Source organism: Herbiconiux sp. UC225_62, from assembly GCF_042694625.1.
Classification (GTDB): Bacteria; Actinomycetota; Actinomycetes; order Actinomycetales; family Microbacteriaceae; genus Herbiconiux.
In genome coordinates this window covers 1371623-1390938 of record NZ_CP170551.1, presented here as the reverse complement: position 1 = coordinate 1390938, position 19316 = coordinate 1371623, and the positions used below count along the sequence as shown (strand labels likewise).

Annotated in this window: 16 protein-coding genes; 9 read left to right on the top strand and 7 right to left on the bottom strand. The window is 70.4% G+C overall.

The features are described 5' to 3' along the window. Positions 1-63: 63 nt before the first annotated feature. Positions 64-909, bottom strand: a complete 846-nt coding sequence (locus ACFJGU_RS06650; RefSeq protein ID WP_382308761.1) for an exodeoxyribonuclease III — start codon at positions 907-909, stop codon at positions 64-66. A 64-nt stretch (positions 910-973) separates the two neighbouring features. Here ACFJGU_RS06650 and ACFJGU_RS06645 point away from each other — a divergent pair, with 64 nt between their 5' ends. Then, the gene (locus ACFJGU_RS06645) at positions 974-2188 is read left to right on the top strand and encodes a YihY/virulence factor BrkB family protein (protein ID WP_382308759.1); all 1215 of its coding nucleotides are present in this window, start codon (positions 974-976) and stop codon (positions 2186-2188) included. A gap of 120 nt (positions 2189-2308) precedes the next feature. On the opposite strand, the gene ACFJGU_RS06640 is transcribed toward ACFJGU_RS06645, so the two are convergent. Next, positions 2309-3073 carry an SDR family oxidoreductase gene (locus tag ACFJGU_RS06640; RefSeq protein ID WP_382308757.1) on the bottom strand — a complete coding sequence of 255 codons (765 nt, stop codon included), beginning with the start codon at positions 3071-3073 and terminating at the stop codon, positions 2309-2311. Positions 3074-3173: 100 nt separating this feature from the next. Between ACFJGU_RS06640 and ACFJGU_RS06635 the strand changes: the two genes are divergently transcribed. Next, on the top strand, positions 3174-4022 hold the full coding sequence (locus tag ACFJGU_RS06635; protein ID WP_382308755.1) for a helix-turn-helix transcriptional regulator: 849 nt from the start codon (positions 3174-3176) through the stop codon (positions 4020-4022). 12 nt (positions 4023-4034) lie between these two features. On the opposite strand, the gene ACFJGU_RS06630 is transcribed toward ACFJGU_RS06635, so the two are convergent. The 3 genes from ACFJGU_RS06630 to ACFJGU_RS06620 all read right to left on the bottom strand — a co-directional run bounded on the left by ACFJGU_RS06630 (position 4035) and on the right by ACFJGU_RS06620 (position 9889). Next, a complete protein-coding gene (locus ACFJGU_RS06630) occupies positions 4035-4331 on the bottom strand; it encodes a hypothetical protein (RefSeq protein WP_382308753.1) in 297 nt (98 codons plus the stop codon). Beyond that, positions 4321-8967, bottom strand: coding sequence for a S8 family serine peptidase (locus tag ACFJGU_RS06625; RefSeq protein ID WP_382308752.1), 4647 nt, complete (start codon positions 8965-8967; stop codon positions 4321-4323). Before ACFJGU_RS06625 ends, ACFJGU_RS06630 begins: the two co-directional genes overlap by 11 nt. Before the next feature lie 148 nt (positions 8968-9115). After that, complete coding sequence (locus tag ACFJGU_RS06620; RefSeq protein WP_382308750.1) at positions 9116-9889, bottom strand: hypothetical protein; 774 nt, start codon at positions 9887-9889, stop codon at positions 9116-9118. A gap of 301 nt (positions 9890-10190) precedes the next feature. On the opposite strand from ACFJGU_RS06620, the gene pyrE reads away from it, so the two are divergent. Genes pyrE through ACFJGU_RS06605 form a run of 3 tightly spaced genes read left to right on the top strand, consistent with a single transcriptional unit; the run spans position 10191 to position 13456 of the window. After that, positions 10191-10739: an orotate phosphoribosyltransferase gene (gene pyrE, locus ACFJGU_RS06615; protein ID WP_374858424.1), complete on the top strand. Its 549-nt coding sequence runs from the start codon at positions 10191-10193 to the stop codon at positions 10737-10739. Position 10740: 1 nt separating this feature from the next. Continuing rightward, positions 10741-11508, top strand: coding sequence for a hypothetical protein (locus ACFJGU_RS06610; RefSeq protein WP_382308748.1), 768 nt, complete (start codon positions 10741-10743; stop codon positions 11506-11508). Positions 11509-11551: 43 nt separating this feature from the next. Next, positions 11552-13456, top strand: a complete 1905-nt coding sequence (locus ACFJGU_RS06605; protein WP_382308747.1) for a DUF2207 domain-containing protein — start codon at positions 11552-11554, stop codon at positions 13454-13456. 62 nt (positions 13457-13518) lie between these two features. On the opposite strand, the gene ACFJGU_RS06600 is transcribed toward ACFJGU_RS06605, so the two are convergent. Beyond that, positions 13519-14007: a DUF4190 domain-containing protein gene (locus ACFJGU_RS06600; RefSeq protein WP_382308745.1), complete on the bottom strand. Its 489-nt coding sequence runs from the start codon at positions 14005-14007 to the stop codon at positions 13519-13521. Between the two features lie 162 nt (positions 14008-14169). Next, positions 14170-15450: an LCP family protein gene (locus ACFJGU_RS06595; protein WP_382308743.1), complete on the bottom strand. Its 1281-nt coding sequence runs from the start codon at positions 15448-15450 to the stop codon at positions 14170-14172. A gap of 190 nt (positions 15451-15640) precedes the next feature. Between ACFJGU_RS06595 and ACFJGU_RS06590 the strand changes: the two genes are divergently transcribed. The 4 genes from ACFJGU_RS06590 (at position 15641) to ACFJGU_RS06575 (ending at position 19314) form a co-directional block, all read left to right on the top strand. Further along, the gene (locus ACFJGU_RS06590; RefSeq protein WP_382308741.1) at positions 15641-15787 is read left to right on the top strand and encodes a hypothetical protein; all 147 of its coding nucleotides are present in this window, start codon (positions 15641-15643) and stop codon (positions 15785-15787) included. Between the two features lie 123 nt (positions 15788-15910). Next, the gene (locus ACFJGU_RS06585) at positions 15911-16945 is read left to right on the top strand and encodes a LacI family DNA-binding transcriptional regulator (RefSeq protein ID WP_382308739.1); all 1035 of its coding nucleotides are present in this window, start codon (positions 15911-15913) and stop codon (positions 16943-16945) included. Positions 16946-16987: 42 nt separating this feature from the next. Further along, complete coding sequence (locus ACFJGU_RS06580; RefSeq protein ID WP_382308737.1) at positions 16988-18298, top strand: ABC transporter substrate-binding protein; 1311 nt, start codon at positions 16988-16990, stop codon at positions 18296-18298. Positions 18299-18306: 8 nt separating this feature from the next. Continuing rightward, positions 18307-19314 (top strand): carbohydrate ABC transporter permease, encoded by a 1008-nt coding sequence (locus ACFJGU_RS06575; RefSeq protein ID WP_382308736.1) that lies wholly within the window; start codon positions 18307-18309, stop codon positions 19312-19314. Positions 19315-19316 lie beyond the last annotated feature (2 nt).

The following is a 19316-nucleotide window of genomic DNA, read 5'->3' as shown; positions in this document are numbered from 1 at the left end:
CGACCGTGGGAGTGGACATGCTCCATGTATACCCGCTTCCGGTGGCCGGATGGCGGCGCGGCGTCAGCCGAAGATCATCGGGCGGTCGTCGTCATCGTCGGCGGAGGTCGCGAGGTCGAGGTCGACCACGACCGGCACGTGGTCGGAGGGGGCGTCGCCCTTGCGCTCGTTGCGGTCGATGCGGGCGGCCGTCACGAGCTCGGCGAAGGGCTGGGAGCCCATGATGAAGTCGATGCGCATGCCCTCGTTGCGCGGGAAGCGGAGCTGCTTGTAGTCCCAGTAGGTGTAACCGGTGGGCACCAGGGGGCGCACGACATCCGTGAGCCCGATCTGCTCGAAGACCTCGAAGGCCGCGCGCTCCGGCGGGGAGACGTGGGTGGCGCCTTCGAAGACCGACATGTCCCAGACATCCGTGTCGAGGGGGGCGATGTTCCAGTCGCCCATCAGCGCGAGCGGCTGGGTGGGGTGGGCGGCGAGCCAGGCCTTGGTCTGCGTGGCCAGCTCCTGCAGCCAGGCGAGCTTGTAGGTGTAGTGCGGGTCGTCGACCATGCGCCCGTTCGGCACGTAGAGGCTCCAGAGTCGAACCCCGTCGACCGTCACGCCGAGCGCCCGCGCCTCCAGCGGCAGCGACCCGTCGTCGAGGGCCTTGCCGAAACCGGGCATGCCGGTGAAGGTGTTCGCGGATTCGGTCATCGGCAGGCGGCTGGCGAAGGCGACGCCGTTCCACTGATTGAGGCCGTGGAGCACCACCTCGTAGCCGGCGTCGTGGAAGGCCTCGAAGGGGAACTGCGACTCCTTGCACTTGATCTCCTGCATGGCGAGCACATCGACGTCTTCGCGCACCAGCCAGTCGACCACCCGGCCCACTCGTGCACGGATCGAGTTCACATTCCAGGTCGCAACACGCATGCCTCCACGCTACCGGCACCCCCCGTCATCGCGATGCCGCCCGCCCCGTCGCTAGGCTGACCGCATGGCGAGAGCGGGCGCGGATCGACCGCGCGGAGGCGATACGAACGCGGGGCAGGCATCCGGAGCCCCGAGCGACGACCCGACGTTCCGCGACCGCCTCGAGCAGCACTTCGAAGAGCCGATCGCCCGCGTCACGACCCTGACCCAGAACACCCTCGCCCTCTTCCCGACCCGCGTGTGGCGCCGCTTCCTCGCCGGCAACGGGTTCCTGCTCTCCTCGGGCATGAGCTACCAGGCGCTGTTCGCGGTGTTCGCCGCCGTGTACATCGTCTTCGCCGTGGCCGGCATCTGGCTCACCGGGTCTCCCGAGACGATGGATGCGCTCATCCAGCTGATCAACACCTACGTGCCGGGTCTCATCGGCACGACCGCCGACCCGGGCGTGATCTCGGTCGACGATCTCACCACGATCGCCGGTTCCAGCACCTCGGTGCTCACCATCACCGGTCTCACGGCGTTCGTGGTGCTGGTGTGGACGGCCATCGGCTGGATCACCTACTCCCGGATGGCCGTGCGAGCCATCTTCGGACTGCCGAAGGACCGCCGTTCCTACGTGCTCCTCAAGGCCCGTGACTTCCTCGTGGCGCTGGTGCTCGGCGCCGCGCTCTTCGCCGCGGCCGCGCTGACCGTCGCGAGCACCGCCGCGATCGACTGGCTGGTCTCGTTGCTCGACGAACCGCTGAAGGACTGGTCGACGATGCTCGTCGGCGCCATCGGCCTCGCGGTCGTGTACGTGATCGACGTGGTCGCCCTGATGGTGCTCTACCGGTTCCTCGCCGACGCGCACCTGACGATCGCGCGGATGCGTGGGGGAGCCCTGCTGGGCGGAGCGGGACTGCTCGTGCTGCAGCTCCTCGGCGGGCAGCTCCTGGGCGGGGCGACGCGCAATCCGCTCCTGTCGACCTTCGTGGTGTTCATCGCGATGCTGCTGTGGTTCCGTTTGACGAGCGTCGTGACGCTGGTGGCGGCGGCGTGGATCGCGGTCGCCGTCGAGGACCGAGGACAGTCGCTCTACGAACCGACCGCCAAGGAGCGGGCCGCCCTCGAGCGCGACGCCCTGCTGCTCGCGGCGCAGGTGCGGTTGCGCGAGGCGACCTCACAACTCGAGGCCGCGCCGTGGTGGCGCCGCCCCGCCGCGCGCTGGCGCCGCGACGCCGCCCAGGAGGAGCTCGCCGCCCTCGAGCACCCCCGCCCCCCGGGCGAGGCGCCACTCTAGACCTCCGGATGGCGCCCCCGTGCCGCTCACTGACCCGCACGTTTTCGCGGAATCGCGCGGTTCCGTGGCGCGAAAACGTGCGGGTGAGTGGGGACTCCGGGCCGCGCGGGGTGGGTGCGGTCAGTTTCCGTGCGGGTCGAGGTGGTTGAGCGCGGCCACCGTCTCGGCGTAGTCGCCGCGGGCCTCCCCGTAGCGGAGGAACTTCACCCGCTCGACCTGGATCTCGCGCGCGTCGGGATCGCTCTCGATGAGTCCGATGACCTCGGTGACGAACTCGTCGAGAGGCATGGCGAAGGCGCTCTCTCGCTGTCCGGGCATCAGGTCGGTCGCGACCGACGGCGGCTCGAGTTCGGACACCGTCACCGATGTGCCGGCCAGCTGCAGACGCAGGCTCTCGCTGAGCATGTGGATCGCGGCCTTGGTGGCGTTGTAGCTGGGCGTGATGCGCAAAGGGGTGAAGGCCAGTCCGGAGGAGACGGTCATGATCGTCGCATCCGGCCGCGACCGGAGGTGCTCGACGAACGCGGCGATCAGACGGATCGGGCCGAGCAGATTGGTCGTGACCGTGGCCTCCGCGCTGGCCAGGAAGCCCTCGGGACGGGTCCAGTCCTCGGCGTGCATGATTCCGGCCATGGCGATGAGGACGTTGAGGTCCGGATGCTCCGCGATGACGTGCGATGACGCGTCACGGATGCTGTCGGCATCGGTGGTGTCGATCCGGACGGTGTGGATGCCGGGGTGCTCGGCGGTGATCTGCGCGAGCAGCTCGGTGCGGCGACCGCCGACGATGACCTCGTTGCCCTTCGCGTGGAGTGCGAGGGCGAGTTCGAGACCGATGCCGCTGGTCGCGCCGGGAATGAAGATGGTGTTTCCGCTGATGTGCATGAGTCGATTCTTCGATTCCCGCACGATTCGTACCAGAGAGCGCTTATCGGGGGATTGCCGGTCTCTGTTTCAGCTCCGGCGAGCGATGCAGACTGTCAGCATGGATCGCGACGCCCTCGGCAGCTTCTTGACCCGCCACCGCAACAGTCTGCAACCGGCCGACGTCGGTGTGGCGGCCGGGCCACGCCGGCGCGCGGTCGGGCTGCGGCGGGAAGAGGTCGCGCAGCTCGCAGGGATGTCGACGGACTACTACACCCGGCTCGAGCAGGGTCGCAGCACCCAACCCAGCTCGCAGATCCTCGGCTCCGTGGCCCGCGCCCTGCGGCTCACGCCCGATGAACGCGACTACCTCTTCCGCGTCGCCGGACTCGACGCGCCCGATCGCCACGGCGGCGGCGACTACGTGGCGCCCGCGCTCCTGCGCGTTCTGGACCGCCTGACCGATACCCCGGCGCTGATCGTCTCCGTTCTCGGCGAGACGCTCGTGCAGAACGAACCGGCTGTGGCGCTCTTCGGAGACGCCAGCCGGTACACCGGGTTGGAGCGCAGTGAGGTCTATCGGTGGTTCGTTCACCCCGAGACCGAGCGCCGGCGGTACCCCGAGCACGATCGCGACCGGCAGAGCCGCGCGCACGTCGCCTCCCTCCGTGCGGCGCTCGGCGCGATGGGGCAGAACTCCCGGGCGTCGGAGCTCGTCCGTGAGCTCAGCCGGCGCAGCCCCGAGTTCGTGAGCCTGTGGGAGCGACAAGAGGTGCATCGCCGGTTCACCGACCACAAGACCCTCGTGCATCCTGAGCTCGGCGAGATCGAGGTCGACTGCCAGGTGCTCTTCACCGAAGACGAGTCGCAAGCGCTGCTCGTGCTCACCGCCCCGCCCCGCACGGAGGCCGCCGGCAAGCTCGAGCTCCTCGCGGTGCTCGGAAGCCAGCAGTTCGCCACGGAGCGCTGACTCGGGGCTCGTCTAGCGCCGGGTGCCGGGGTAGTTGAGGTGGCGGAAGAGGGTGAGCTCCCAGCCGCGGGAGCCGCGCTCCTCCTCGGGCGCCGGGCGCGCCGTCCGGCGTGCCGCCGCAAGGCGGGCCGGCGCGCGCTGGGGCGGCTCGGTCTGCGGCTCGGCCTCGCGAGGCGACACCGGGCGACCGGCCGGGACGGCCACACCGAGCGGGGGGACCGCGCGCAGCGGGGGACGCCGGGGCGGCGTCTCCACCCGCTGCGGCGCGGATGCCGGGACGGAGCGCGTCGGCTGGGCGTTACTCGACATCGCCCACGCCGTCCGTGAAGGAGGAGCCGGGCGCATCCGGCGACGGGGGTGATCCCGCGCTTGGCGATGCCGGCGACCCCGGCGACCGCGGCGACTCGGCAGCCATCACGGAGGGAGACGATGCACCCCCGGGCGCTCCCGCCGTGGCGGCACGCGTCGCCCGCACGCGCCGCACCACCAGGAACGCCGCACCGAGAACCAGCAGGGCCAGCGCCACGGCGATCGGGAGGCCCACCGTGAGTCCTGTGGCCGCCAAGGCGCCCGATGCCGCCGGCGCCGGCGTGGCCGGGGTGGTGGGATCGCTCGGCGAACCCGGGGCGCCCGGCTGTCCGGGATCGCCGGGATCCCCGGGATCGCCCGGCAGCACCGCCGCCAGCTGCGCCAGCGTCAGCGCCGGCACGAGGGCCTCACGCCGCTTCAGCAGCGAGCCCCACTCGAGGTGCTGCTCGTACTCGGCCGTGGCCCAGTACGGGGTGTTCTCCGCGACCGCCAGCGAGCGCTCCTCGACCGGACCCTGCTCGTCGAGCACCGGCGTGGGGATCGGGTCGTAGAGGATCGGGTCGGTCTCGAACACGGTGCTCCCGACTCCGACCGAGAGGTCGAACCCGGCGCTGTGCGTGTCGATGCGGTTGCTGACCGTCAGCGTGATCGGGTTCGCGGCGTCGCCCGTGTCGGGGCGGGCATCCATCGTCATCCAGAAGTCCTGGGCGATCGTCGGTGCGTCGGTGCAGCGCGCCGGTCCCGCGTTGTCGTAGGAGGCGATCACCGTGCCCGATCCGTCGTCGGCCAGCACGTCGACGTGGGTCACGCCCGTGAGGTCCCAGGTCTCGACGGTGTCGCCCACGTCGTAGAACTCCTCGGCGAACACCATCGGCCCGGCGCAGAGCTTGTACTGCACCCGGGGCTGGATCGGCACCGTCGCGGCGTTCGTGACCGCCACGTCGACGGCGGCCGGATCGGTCGCACTCGGCGTGAGCGTGATCGACGAGGCCGGCAGCCGATCGGCCGTGAACGTCGTCGTGATCTCCTGCGACAGGGCGCCCGAGTCGTCGACCACCCAGAGCGTCGCCGTCAGCGAGGCCGGCGACACCGCGAACGGGCCGGTGCGATAGGTGTAGTTCGGGGCATCCGTCGGCGCCTCCGCGCGCTCGGTGGTGTCGGTGTAGACGTGCCCGTCGGCCGACTCGAGCCGAACCCGCAACGACCCCTTGCCCACGAACGTGACGTCGAGCGACACAGTCGGGTTGCCGGCGAAGTCGTGGTTCACCCAGGGATCGAGGTGCTGCGCGATGATGTCGCTCACCGCGAATCCGGCATCGATCGTGTCGTCGGCCGTCGCGACGGTGAAGGTGTGGTCGCCGAGCGCGAGGTCGCCGGGCAGCAGCAGGTAGCGCCACAGCGATCCGCTGTCGTCGACGATGCCGGCGGTGAGCGGCTCGGCGCCGCCGTCGAGGCTCACCGTGTAGGCAGCACCCGGGGTCAGCCCCGCGGCGCTCAGCGTGGTTCCGTCACCCGCTCGGATCCAGAACGGGTCGACGGATGCGACGGGCTCGTCCGACGCGGGCGGCAGGTCGGGCGATCCCGGCGTCGTGACGGTCACCACCGTGCTGTGGCCGGTGTCGCCGTAGGCGATGCGTCCGAGGTAGGTGCCGCCCGGTGCCAGTCCCGACCACGAGGCCGTGACCGTGGCCGGCTCGCCCGTCACCGTGGAGAGGGAGGTCGGCGACACCGCGAACGCGCCCGTCGCGGTGGCCGGGTCGAGCACCGAGTTCGTGAGCGTGTAGGCCAGGTCGCCGGTGCCGGCGAAGAAGTCCACAGCCACGAGGTAACGGCCGGGCGCCAGCTGATCCGAGCCGAGGTCGACCCGTTCGTCCGCCGATCCGGTGGCCGACTGCCCCACCAGCTGCGTGTGATCGAGGGTGTCGACCGCATAGACGCTGAGGTCGAGGTCGGCGGAGTCGTCGGCGGCGTCGAGGTCGAAGCGCGCGAAGGTGCTGCCCTCGGGAACCTCGACCACGAAGGCCTGCGTCGAGCTTCCGGCCTCACCGCTGCCCCGGACGACCCGCCCGCGCGCCAGCCCGGAGGAGGTGATCGCGTAGGTGGCGGTGTCGCCGCCCAGCACGGCCACGTCGACGGAGCCGGTCGCCCCGTCGCCGGCCGCCTCGGCGGGAGCGTCGAGCGAGATCGGGCGCACCGCGAGGGGGCTCCGCACCGAGGTGCCGGTGTCGCCGTCGGTCCAGTCGAGGTAACCGGTGACGAACGCGTCGAGCGGGGCATCCGTTCGGGTGAAGGTGACGGTGTAGCTCTGCTGCTCGCCGGCCGCGCCGAAGCTCAGCGTGGTGGGCGAGACCGCGACCTCGACGCCGGGCATCGTGACGGGCTGTGCCGTGTAGTTGCCGGGCGCGGTGGCGGTCACCGTGCGGGTGACGGTCTGCGTGCCGGGCAGGCCGCCGACCGCGATGGAGGCCAGGTTGAGGTCGCTGGGGTCGAGCGGATCGCTGCCGAACCCGGAGTATCCGAGGGCGTCGGTGTAGGCCATCCAGTCGTCGACGTCGTTGAGGTAGAGGAGGCCGGGCTCGAAGAAGCGCGTGGGGTCGACGTGGCCCGCGCCCTGGGCGAAGGGGTCTTCGGCCGGAGCGCCGCCCGCGTCGAGCGTGTCGTAGGCGGTGGTCATCATGGCCGACTTGATCTCGGCGGGTGCGGCCTCCGGATGCACGCCCAGGTAGAGCGCGGCGAGTCCGGCGATGTGCGGCGAGGCCATCGAGGTTCCCGACATGAACTCCCAGGTCGCGGGCGACCAATCCGCGTTCGGTCCGGCGGCGAGGATCGCGACGCCGGGCGCCGTGATGTCGGGCTTCAGCATGTCGCCGCCGTCGGCGAGGATCGGGCCGCGGGAGGAGAACCCGGCCACCTGCGGGCTCGGCGCCGACGGGGTGTCGGTGGTGTTGCCGGTCTCGAAGGCCACCGTGGCGCCGGGGGTCGCCGCGTAGGCGGTGACGGCGTCGTAGGCGTCGGCGTTGAGGTGCACCGTCGGCACCGAGTGCGCGTCGAGGTCGAGCGAGCTCTGGGTGGGGTTCACGAGCAGCATGCCGATGCCGCCGGCCCGCGCGACCTCGGCCGACTTCAGGGTGCGGTCGATGACGCCGCGCTCGCAGAGCACGATCGCGCCGGCGACCAGCGCCGCGTCGAGGGTGTCCGGTCCGCAGAGCCGCGGGTCGGCCGCTCCGGGCGCTGCAGCGGCGGTGGCCGCCACGAGCGGCCCGGAGACCGTGCCGTCGGCCGGCAGCGTGATCGACGCGCCGACGAAGGCCTGGCCGTCGCCCAGGCGGGCGGTGGCGTCGCGGGTGGGGATGGTGCTCGCGGCGACGGTGGTGATCCATGGCGAGGCGTTGTCGGCCGTGGAGGCGGCGTCGCCGTCGTTGCCGGCCGAGGCCGCCACGAAGATGCCGGCGGCCGCGGCGTTGAAGAAGGCCTGGTCGGTGAGCGAGACCGTGGTCTGCGCCGCACCCGCGCCGATCGAGTAGTTGATCACGTCGACCCCGTCGGCCACGGCGGCGTCGATGGCGTGCAGGATGTCGCCGGTCGCGCATCCGTCGTCGTCGGGCGAGACGGCATCCGGACCCTCCCAGCACACCTTGTAGGCGGCGATCTTCGCGGCCGGAGCCACGCCCGAGATCTCGCCGAGCTCCGCCCCCGCGACGGTCGCCGGCACGTCGTGCTGGCCGGCCGCGGTGCTCGAGGTGTGCGAGCCGTGGCCCACGCCGTCGCGCGGCGAGAGGTACTCGCCGATGCCCGGGTCTCCGATGTTGTCGGCGCCGAAGTTGTCGACGAAGAACTGCGCGCCGACGATCTTGGTGGAGCAGTCGTCGGCCGAGAACTGCACTCCGGCCACGCAGGTGCCGTGGAACTGCGAGCCGTCGGCCTTGTCGAACACGATCGTGTCGCCGTCGAGATACGGCGCGTCACCCGGCGTCGTGCCGAGCGGATCTCCCGCGAACGACGGGTTCTCGGGAGCGATGCCGGTGTCGATCACGCCGACCACCACACCCTTGCCCGCGTTCTCCACGCCGCCGATGGCCGCCCAGACGCCGTCGTCGCCGTCGAGGCCGAGGAACTGGGTCGAGGACTCCGGCTCGTCGAGCTGCAGGATCTCGTCGGGCACCACCGCGGCCACGCGCGGGTCGTCGGCCAGCTTCTGCGCCTGCTCGGCGCTCAGTTCGCTCGAGAAGCCGTTGGTGGCGAGCGTGTAGGAGGTGGTGATGGATGCGCCGACCTCGGCCGCGAGGTCGTCCTGCGTCGTCGAGAGGTGGGCCGCGTAGCTCTGCACCGCGCGCGAGGTGGTGTCGAGGTCGCCGTCGCGGGTGGCGCGGAGTCCCGCGATGCCGCCGGTGTAGCTCGCGACCGCGGGGTCTTTGAGCGTGACGATGTAGTGCCCGGCCTCGTAGCCGCCCGCAGGCGGGGCCGCGGTGGGGGTTGCCGGGGCGGTGGCTGCGCCGGCCGCGGGAGCGGCGACGGCGGCGCCCGCCGGAACGAGGCAGGCGACCCCGACGAGCGCGGCCGAGGCGAGCGCGGCGAGCGCTCCGGCCAGGCGACGGGATCGACGCGGGCGTCGGGTGCGGGTGAGAGAGCCGGTCACGGTGCGAACCTCCGGAGGGAATGGGGCCGCAGCGCGCGGCGCCTCCCAGTTTGGAGGTCACCGACATCCTGTTCGTGGCCGTCAGCGGACGGTGGCCGCAGGCTGCCACATCCGGAAACAGAGCTGTAACGGAGGCGTCACACGGCGGTCACACCCAGCCGCGCCGGGCGGCTTCCACCCCCGCCTGGAACCGGTTGTCGGCACCGAGTTCGACCATCAGCTGATGGCTGCGCCTCCGGAGCGAGCGAGTCGACATCCCGAGCCGCCGGGCGATCACCTCGTCCTTCAGGCCGGCGCCGATCAGTGCCAGGATGGCCTGCTCCTCGCGGGTGATGCGGCGGGCGACGACCGTCGCGGCGGGGGTGGGAACGGGATCGGGATCGACGGCGGCCGGGTTGCGCATCCGCTCGCGCGCCTCCGGCAGCGGCAGTGCCCTCGCCCAGTAGAACTCGAACAGGTCGCAGAGCGCCGCCACCATCGGCGCCGACTCGGTGACGATCGCGTCGCTCCGCCCCTCTTCGACGCTCAGGGAGACGAGCGCGGTGGTGCGGTCGGCGATGGCGAGCTTCACCGGCAGCTCCGCGAGGATGCGCGCCTGCTCGCCGTGCTCGGCCAACCGCTCCGCCTCCTCCCAGCTGTCTTCGCGGCTGAAGCTGTCGCCCGTGTAGATCGCCCGCCAGGAGACCCCTCGCCCGAGCACCACCGCTTCGAGGGGCTCGAGCGACGACGAGACGTACGGCGGCCGGTCGAACACGAGCAGCTCCCGGGTGGCCTGATGCTGCAGCCGCACGTACCAGCTGGCCACGGCGTCCCGGTCGCTCAGGATGCGCGTCTCGGCGTTCTCCTCCGCGCTCGTGGCGCTGCGGTCGAACTGGTCGGCGAGGGTGGGGGATGAGTTGCCGGATGCGCCCCACGCCCTCACTCAGCTGCTCGACCATCGAGGTGAGCGAGTAGCGCGGATCGACCGGCACGTAGAATCCCGCATCACTGCGCTCGCGCGAGATCAGGCCGATGCGACGGAGCGATTCGAGCTGTTCCGTCGCGGCGGTGTCGTCGAGGTCGAACCGCGCTGTCACGTCGGAGAGGAGGGTCTTGCCGCGGTGGATGACGAAGAGGTAGATCTGCTCGGCGGTGTCGGAGAGGCCGGCGAGGGCGAGCACGGAGGGTGTCGTAGTCACCCCACCAGCTAAGCGTGTCCGGCGCCCCCGGATAAACTGGGCCCCGTGACCGACGCGCGAAGCCAACTCATCGACTACATCAAGACGGATGCCGTGTTCCACGGCGACTTCACCCTCACGAGCGGCAAGAAGGCGTCGTACTACGTCGACCTGCGCCGGGTCTCGCTCGACCACCGGGTGGCCCCACTGATCGGGCAGGTCATGCTCGACCTCATCTCGGGTATCCGCGACGTCGACGCCGTGGGCGGGATGACGATGGGCGCCGACCCGATCGCCGCCGCGGTGCTGCACCAGGGTGCCGCCCGGGGCCTCGCCTACGACGCTTTCGTGGTGCGCAAGGAGCCGAAAGACCACGGTCGCGGTCGCCAGGTGGAGGGGCCGGATGTCGCGGGCAAACGCGTCATCGTGCTCGAGGACACCTCGACCACCGGCGGTTCGCCCCTGGCCGCGATCGCCGCGCTCGAGAAGGCGGGCGCCGTCATCGCGGGCGTGGCCGTCGTGGTCGACCGCAACACGGGCGCGGGGGAGCGGATCGAAGAGGCCGGCTACCCCTACCACTACGCGATCGGATTGGCGGACCTCGGTCTGGAGTGACATGACCCGGCCCCCGAACGACCCGCAGCGCCGCGACGACGCCGTTCCGCCCGCGGGCTCGGCGAGTTCGGCCGCGGGTGACGGTACTGGCACCCCCGCCCATGGCGGTGGGCACGCGGCACACGCTGCCGGCCCGGTTCCGGCGGGCGGGGGGCTCAGCCGTACCACGTGGCTGCTGATCGCGGGCGGGGTCGTGCTGCTCGCCGTGATCGTGGGGCTGTTCTTCGCCGGGTTGCGCGTGGGCGGCGGTGGGGAGGCCGCGCCGGTCGTGAATGCGACATCCGGCTCCGGCAGCGCCGGGGCATCCGCAACCCCGACGCCCACCTCGACCCCGGCCCCGACGACCCCCGCTCCCGCCGCCGACGCCGCTCCCGCCGGGCCGCTCGCCCCCGGCGTGCACGACTGGGACACCCTGCACGGCGGCGAGTGCCTGAGCGGGTACACCTCGCCCTGGGAGCGGCAATTCACCGTGGCCGACTGTGCCTCCGACCACAACGCCCAACTCGTGTCGAAGGGCGCGTTCACCGAGGACGCCGCGGCGCCCTTCCCTGGCGAAGCCGAACTCGCGTCGCGCCTCAACCTGCTCTGTACGGCCCCCACAGTGCTCGACTACGCGGTGGCCGAGACGGTGCCCGACCTCCAGTGGCAGGGTGCCTACCCGGCGAACGACGTGCAGTGGGCGGCCGGAGACCGCGCCTACTTCTGCTTCTTCTCGCGCACCTCCGGCGAGCCGCTCGGGGCCTCACTGGCCGTACCGCCCGCGGGGTGAGTTTTCCTCCGCAACGTCGGCGACCGGCACTAGAGTGAGGTCGATGCACAAGGTCGCCCGCCTCCTCCGAGTCCCCGTGTTCGGGGCCCTCGTTGCGGTCGCGCTCGCCATCGGGGGCGCTCCGGCCGCCTTCGCGTCCGGGTCCGCGTCCGCGTCCGCGTCCGCCGCGACAGCGGATGCCCCGGGTGCGCCCGTCGCGCCGCTCGCCGCCGCGCCCGGTGATGTCAACGACTTCAGCTTCGCCTCGTTCGACGCCCGCTACGACCTGGGCATCGACGCCGAGGGCCACTCCACCCTGGCCACCACTGAGACCTTCGTGGCGGAGTTCCCCGACGTCGACCAGAACCACGGCATCCAGCGCGCCATCCCGCTCACCTACGACGGGCATCCGACCCAGCTCACCCTCACCTCGGTGACGGATGCGGCCGGTGCGCCCCGCGAATACGAGACCGAGACCGACGACGAGAACCTCATCGTCACCATCGCGGGCGACGACTTCGTGCACGGCGAGCAGACCTATGTTCTGAGCTACACCCAGAAAGACGTCACCCAGTACTTCCCGGACACCGACGACGACGAGTTCTACTGGGACACGAACGGCACCCTTTGGCGGCAGCCCTTCGGGGTGCACACCACCACGACCACGGTCCCCGCGAACCTGACCGGGGCGCTCACCGGCGACACCGGGTGTTTCGTCGGGCCCGAGGGCTCCGGCACCCCCTGCACGATCGATCGGGCCGACCAGGGCGGCACCGCGGTCTTCACCACCCGCAACGAGAACCTCGCGCCGGGCGACAACGTCACCATCGGCATCGCCTTCCAGCCCCACACCTTCACTGAACGCGACTCCTCCTATCTCGCGGGCGGCTCCAGCTGGGTGCAGCTGATCAGCACGATCCTCGCGGTCGGCGCGGCCGTGTTCGCTGTGATCTACCGCATCATCGGGTTGCGGGATGCGCCGGGCCGGCCGGTCGTCATCCCCGAGTACACGCCGCCGCCGGGCGCCGACATCCTCATCGCCTCGGTCGTGATGAAGAAGACGCCACGGGCGGCCGCCGCCTCGTTCATCGACTACGCGGTGCGCCACAACATCCAGATCGTGGAGCAGGAACAGGACGGGGTGTTCGGGTCGAAGACGGTCTACTGGCTCCGCCTGCTCACCTGGCAGGGGCTCAACCCCAGCGAGATCGAACTGGCGCGGGCGCTGTTCGGCCCCGAGCTCGCTCCCGGCACCTGGCGGGAGCTGAAGAAGAACGACACGGCCCTGTCGAAGTCGATCTACGCCGTGATGCAGGCCACCAAGAAGCGGGCCTTCGCCGAGGGCTACCTGAAGTCGGGCGTGCGGCTCGCGGGCAGTCTGCTGCTCGTCGCCACGATCGTGCTCGCGGCCATCGGCTTCGTGAGCGGGGCGCTGTCGCTCAACGACTCCTACGGCGGCGGACTGCCGATGCTCTTCCTCGTGTTCGGCTTCTTCGCCATCTTCGTGGTGGCGGGTGCGGCGTTCCGCAATCCGCTGACCGTGAAGGGTGCCGAGCTGCGCGACTACATCAAGGGCATCGAGATGTACATCGACTGGGCGGAGGAAGACCGCTACAAGATGCTGCAGTCTCCCGAGGGGGCCCTCAAGACGGGTGTGAACGCGCCCGACTGGGGCCAAGTGGTGAAGCTCTACGAGAAGCTCCTGCCCTACGCGGTGCTTCTCGGTCTCGAGGCGGAGTGGGCGAAGGTGCTCGGCACCTACTACGAGAGCCTCGGCAACCAGCCCGACTGGTACGGCGGCGGCTCAGGAGCCTTCAACGCCTACCTCTTCGCGTCGGCGATCGGCTCGCTCTCGTCGACGGCCGCGTCATCGTATTCGGGCAGCTCCTCGAGCAGCTCGAGCGGGTTCTCGGGCGGGGGCGGCTTCTCGGGCGGAGGCGGCGGTGGTGGCGGAGGAGGGGGAGTCTGACCTGACCAGACCCCCCGACCTCCTCGTGCCCCCGATACGCGCCGAGCGCGCCGCCGGGCGGATCAGTAGGTGCTGAGTGCGGCTCCGACGACGGCGAAGCCCGCGATGGCCACCCAGAAGGCGGCGACCAGGAGCCAGCCGGCCACGGTGATGTAACCGAGGATGAGGCCGGCGAGGGTGAGCCCGCGGCCGTCTTCGCCCGTCTTCTTGATCTGGCTCAGTGCGATGTGGCCCGTGATCACGGGAACCACGCCGAAGCCCAGGATGCCGAGCACCAGCGTGATGATGCCGAGGATGTTCGTCTTCGGCTGGGGAGGGTAGAGCTGGGCCGGCTGTGGGGCACCGGGCGCTGCGGGCGGCTGGGGTGCGGCCGGCGCCTGATAGGCGGGGTAGGTGGGAACGGTGGCGGCCGGGGGGAGCGTGGCGGTCGCGGTGGTGGCGGCCGGGGTGCCGTCGAGCGTCTCGGTGGCGCTGGTGGCGCCGGTGGCACCCGTGGCGCCGGTCTCGGCGGGGGTGGGGGAGGACTCGGGGGTGGGGGTGTCGTTCGTCATGGTTCAACGCTACGAAGGGCGCCGCATCCGGGCATCCGACCGCAGGCTCATCCTCGTGGTACCGCGGGATGAGCGCGCATGATTCCACGGTCGGACCCCGGCCGCCGCCGTTTCGGGAGGAGGATCGCGTGACCCTCACGGAGGATGCCGCGCGACGATCGATCAGTCGGAGAAGGCGCTGGCGCAGGTCTGCTCGGCGGCGGTCTGGCCCTTCAGCCCATCGATGACCTCGGGAGCCGCCTCGACCGGTGCGTCACTGGCCGGTGCGTCGGTGGCCGGCGCATCCGTGGCGGGGGTCTCCGTGCCCGGATCGGCCGGGGTGGCCGGATCGGTGGGCACGACGGTGGAACCGGTGCCGGTGGAGTCGTCGCCCAGCGTGAACGGCTGGTCGGCCTGCACCTTCGCGAACAGTTCGTCGGCGAGATCCTGCACCGGAACGACCTTGTTCGGGTCGTCGGAGGAGCTTCCCGACGGATACTGCACGAAGACGATGTTGTTGAGGTCGACGTCCTTCATGGTCAGGGCGAGCGACACCATCGAGTCGAGGCTGGAGAGCGACGTCGAGAGCTTGATGTTCGACGCGGCCGCCTGGGCGAGTCCGTAGAGCTTGGTGATGTCGGTGAGCGTGTTCGCGCTCTTCAGCGTGCGGGCCATCGACGAGAGGTACTGCTGCTGCGAGGCGATGCGCGCGAGGTCGCTGCCGTCGCCGACGCCGTGCCGGTTGCGCAGGAACGAGAGCGCCATCTGGCCCTCGATCACACTGGTGCCGGCCGGAAGGTCGAGGCCGGAATCGGCGTCGAAGATCGGCTCGTTGAGGCACACGGGGACGCCGCCGACGGCGTTCGTCATCTCGATCACGCCGTCGAACGACGTGGCCGCGGCGTAGTTGATGTCGAGCCCGGTGAGGTTCTCGATGGTGGAGTTGACGCAGGCCAGACCGCCGCGCTCCCAGGCGTCGTTGAGCGGCTCTGCGCTCATCGCGTCGAAGACCTCGCCCGTGTCGGGGTCGGTGCACTCGGGGTGCGAGATCACGAGGTCGCGCGGAAAGCTCACCACGACGGCGTTCTTGTGGTCGGCGGAGACGTGCAGAAGGATGTTGACGTCGTTCAGCGTGGCATCCCGCTCGCCGAAGCTGTCGCCCTGGTTGGGGTCGTTGTCGGTGCCCACCACCAGCAGGTTGAAGCCGCCTTCGAAGGCGCCGAGAACCGGCGGGGGCGGGGGTGCCGCTTCAGTGCCGCCGCCGAGGTCGACGGCGTTGGCGGTGACCTGCTGGGCGAGGTTGTTGATCGCGTAGGCGGCGACCGAGCCGACGCTTACCAGGGCGACGGCGAGCACGACCGCGAGGCCTTTGAGGATCGCCCCGAGGGGAGAGGGGGTGTGCTGGCGACCGTGCCGGATGGGCCCGGAGCGGTGCCGCCTCGGGCGTCGGTCGCTGGCGTTCAAATGGCTGTCCTTCGGGTCGGAAGTCGTTCGACCGTCGAGCATAGCCGACGTATTCGGCAGTCCATCGGGGGTTTTCCCAGGTGGAGCCGGATGGCGCGATGCCGGGAATCGTCTACGTTGGCAGAATATCGACGGAGGGTGTCATAGTGCCTACTCGTGTCTATTTCGGATCATCCATAGCGTTACTGCCATGACTATCGCACTCCTCTTCTTCGGCATCCTGGCTCTTCTCGGCATCGCCGCCACCGTGGTGGGCGTCGTGCGCGACGGGTATCGCCCCACCCCGCGTCGCGAGGCCCTCGACTTCGATCCCGAGTCGCACTTCCTCGCCCACTGACTTCCTTGTCCCCCTTGCGGGGGGATCTAAACCGGTATAGTTTGTCTCTAAACCGGTTCAGGCCGGTGGACTCGACGGCGAGCATCCTTCGCCGCCCCGAGAACGAGCACCGGGAGGTCGGCGATGAAGCGCAAAGCGACCATCAACGACGTCGCCAAAGCCGCCGGCGTCAGCAAGGGCCTCGTCTCGTTCGCGCTGAACGACCGTCCGGGCGTCTCTCCCGACACCCGCGACCGCATCCTCACCATCGCCCGCGACCTCGACTACCGGCCGAGCCTCTCCGCCCGGTCGCTCTCCACCCGCACCTCGTACGCCTTCGGCCTCGTCATCGCCCGTGACCCCGAGATCCTCGGGGCCGATCCCTTCTTCCCCTCATTCATCGCGGGCGTCGAGCGCGTACTGCTCCAAGAGGGCCGTGCTCTCGTGCTGAGCGTCGTGGCCGACGAGCAGCACGAAGCCACCGTCTATCGCACGCTCACGGCCGACGCCCGGGTCGACGGCGTGTTCGTCACCGACCTGAGGCACGACGACCCGCGCATCCCCTTGCTCCGCGAGCTCGGGATGCCGGCCGTCACCCTCGGCCGCCCCGAAGGCTCCCAGCCGGGCGACGCGGATGCCTTCCCCGCGGTCAGTCTCGACGACACCCCCGGCATCGTGGCCGCGGCCCAGCACCTCATCGACCTGGGCCACCGCCGTATCGCCCACGTGATCGGGCCGCGCCGGATGCTGCACGCCACCCGACGCAACGCCGCCTTCGCCGCGACGCTCGAGGCGGCGGGCCTGCCGGCCGACCTGGTGATGGAGACCGACTTCACGGCCGCACAGGGCGCATCCGCCACCGAGGCCCTGCTCGACCTGGCCGATCGGCCGACCGCGATCGTCTACGGCAACGACCCGATGGCCATCGCCGGCATCGGGGTCGCCCACGAGCGCGGGCTGCGCCTGCCCGACGACCTCTCGATCACCGGGTTCGACGACTCCGAGCTCGCCCGGTACGTCTACCCCGCCCTCACCTCGGTGCGCACCGACCCGCTCGCCTGGGGCGAAGCGGCGGCACGTGCCCTGCTGCGACTGACCACCACCGGCGAATCCGTCGACATCGATCTCGAACCCGCGCGCGTCGTCACGCGCGCCTCGACCGGGCCCGTCCGGGCCTGACGTATCGCGGCCTCCGTGGCCGCCACCGAAAGGAGCACCATCGTGCAGAAGTCCTCAGTGAAGAGGTCGAAGCGCGTGCTGGCCGTCGCCCTGGCGGCCGTCGCGGGCATCGGCCTCGCAGCATGTTCAGGCGGGAGCGGTGGCGGCAGCGCCGCGAGCGACCTCACCGCCACCGGCCCCATCGACATCTGGTACTCGAACAACCCCGTCGAACTCGAATGGGGCAAGCAGATGGTCGAGGCCTGGAACGCCGAGAACCCCGACCAGAAGATCACCGGCCAGGAGATCCCGGCCGGCAAGTCGAGCGAAGAAGTGATCGGCGCCGCCATCACGGCGGGCAACGCTCCGTGCCTCGTCTTCAACACCGCCCCGAGCGCGGTGGGCCAGTTCGAGAAGCAGGGCGGGCTGGTGAACCTCAGCGACTTCGACGATGGCGCCTCCTACATCGAGGAGCGTTCGGGCGACATCGCGAAGCAGTACCAGAACGCCGACGGCGACTACTTCCAGTTCCCGTGGAAGTCGAACCCCGTCGTGATCTTCTACAACAAGGATCTCTTCACCGCGGCCGGCCTCGACGCCGAGAACCCGAAGCTGTCGACCTACGACGACTTCCTCGCCACCTCGAAGACCCTGGTGGACTCGGGCGTCGCGCCCTTCGCCATCCAGCCCGCTCCGACCAGCGAGTTCTTCCAGATGCAGTTCGACTTCATGCCGCTCTACGCCGCGGCCACCGGTGGAACCCCGCTGATCGAAGACGGCAAGGCGACCTTCGCCGACGACAAGGGCACCGAGGTCGCCCAGTTCTGGCGCGACCTCTACGACCAGAAGCTGGCCGGCCAGGAGCAGTACCAGGGTGACGCCTTCGCCGACGGGCAGGCCGCCATGGCCATCGTCGGTCCGTGGGCCATCTCGGTCTACGACGGCGTGAACTTCGGCTCCGTGCCGGTTCCGACCCCCGAGGCCACCGACCCCAAGGACGTCTGGACCTTCAGCGACGCGAAGAACGTCGGCCTGTTCAGCGCCTGCGAGAACAAGGGCACCGCTTGGGAGGTGCTGAAGTTCGCCACCAGCGAGGAGCAGGACGGCAAGTTCCTCGAGACCACCGGCCAGATGCCGCTGCGCCAGGACCTGCCGACCGTCTACGCCGACTACTTCTCGGCGAACCCGGCCTACACGGCCTTCGGCGACCAGGCCAGCCGCACCGTCGAGGTGCCGGGCGGCCCGAACACCGTGCAGATCATGCAGGCGTTCCGGGATGCCTGGAGCAAGTCCGTGATCTTCGGCGAGGGTGACGTGGGCCAGTCGCTCAGCGACACCGCCGCGAAGATCGACCAGCTGGCTTCGCAGCCCTAGGCCGTGTCATGACCTCCACCGTCAGTGATCCCCGCGCCCCGGTGCCCTCGCGAACCGGGGCGGCGGGCCCGGGCTCCGGCTCCGGCTCCGGCAAACGTTCCGGCAATGGCTCGAACCCCGCCAAGCGTTCCGTGGCCCACCGCATCTTCGGGCGCCAGCCCCTGGGCCTGCTGTTCAGCTCGCCCTATCTGATCTTCGTGCTCGCGGTCTTCGCGTTCCCGATCGTCTACTCGGTCTGGATCTCGTTCCACGACTTCTTCTTCGCCGCCCCGGGCGCGAATCCCGAACGTCCCTTCGTGGGCCTCGACAACTACGTCGCCGCGTTCAGCAACCCCGCCGTCATCCGGTCGTTCGGCAACGTGGGCATCTTCCTGCTCATCAACGTGCCGCTCACGGTGGTCCTCTCGCTGCTGCTCGCGAGCGCGCTCAACAAGGTGGTGCACGCCCGCACCTTCCTGCGGGTGAGCTTCTACGTGCCCTACGTCACGGCGAGCGTCGCGGTGGTGGCGGTTTGGCTGTTCCTCTTCAACGGCAACGGCCTCGTGAACCAGATCCTCGGCCCGCTCGCTCCGAGTCCGTCGTGGCTCATCAACGAGAACCTGGCCATGCCGGTGATCGCCATCTACGTCACCTGGAAGCAGCTCGGTTTCTACATCCTGCTCTACCTGGCGGCGTTGCAGAACGTGCCCAAGGAGCTCTACGAGTCGGCCGCGACCGACGGGGCCGGGCGCATCCGCTCGTTCTTCTCGGTCACCGTGCCGGGGGTCCGGCCGGCGACCCTTCTGGTGCTGCTGGTCTCGACGGTGACGGGCGCCAACCTTTTCACCGAGCCCTACCTGCTCACCGGCGGTGGCGGCCCGAACGGCGCCTCCGCCAGCCCGGTGCTGCTGATGTACCAGCTGGGTATTCAGCAAGGGCAACCGGATGTCGCCTCCGCCATCGGCGTCGTGCTGGTGATCGGTGTGCTCATCATCGCCTTCATCCAGAACCGACTCGTGGGGGAGAGGGACTCATGAAC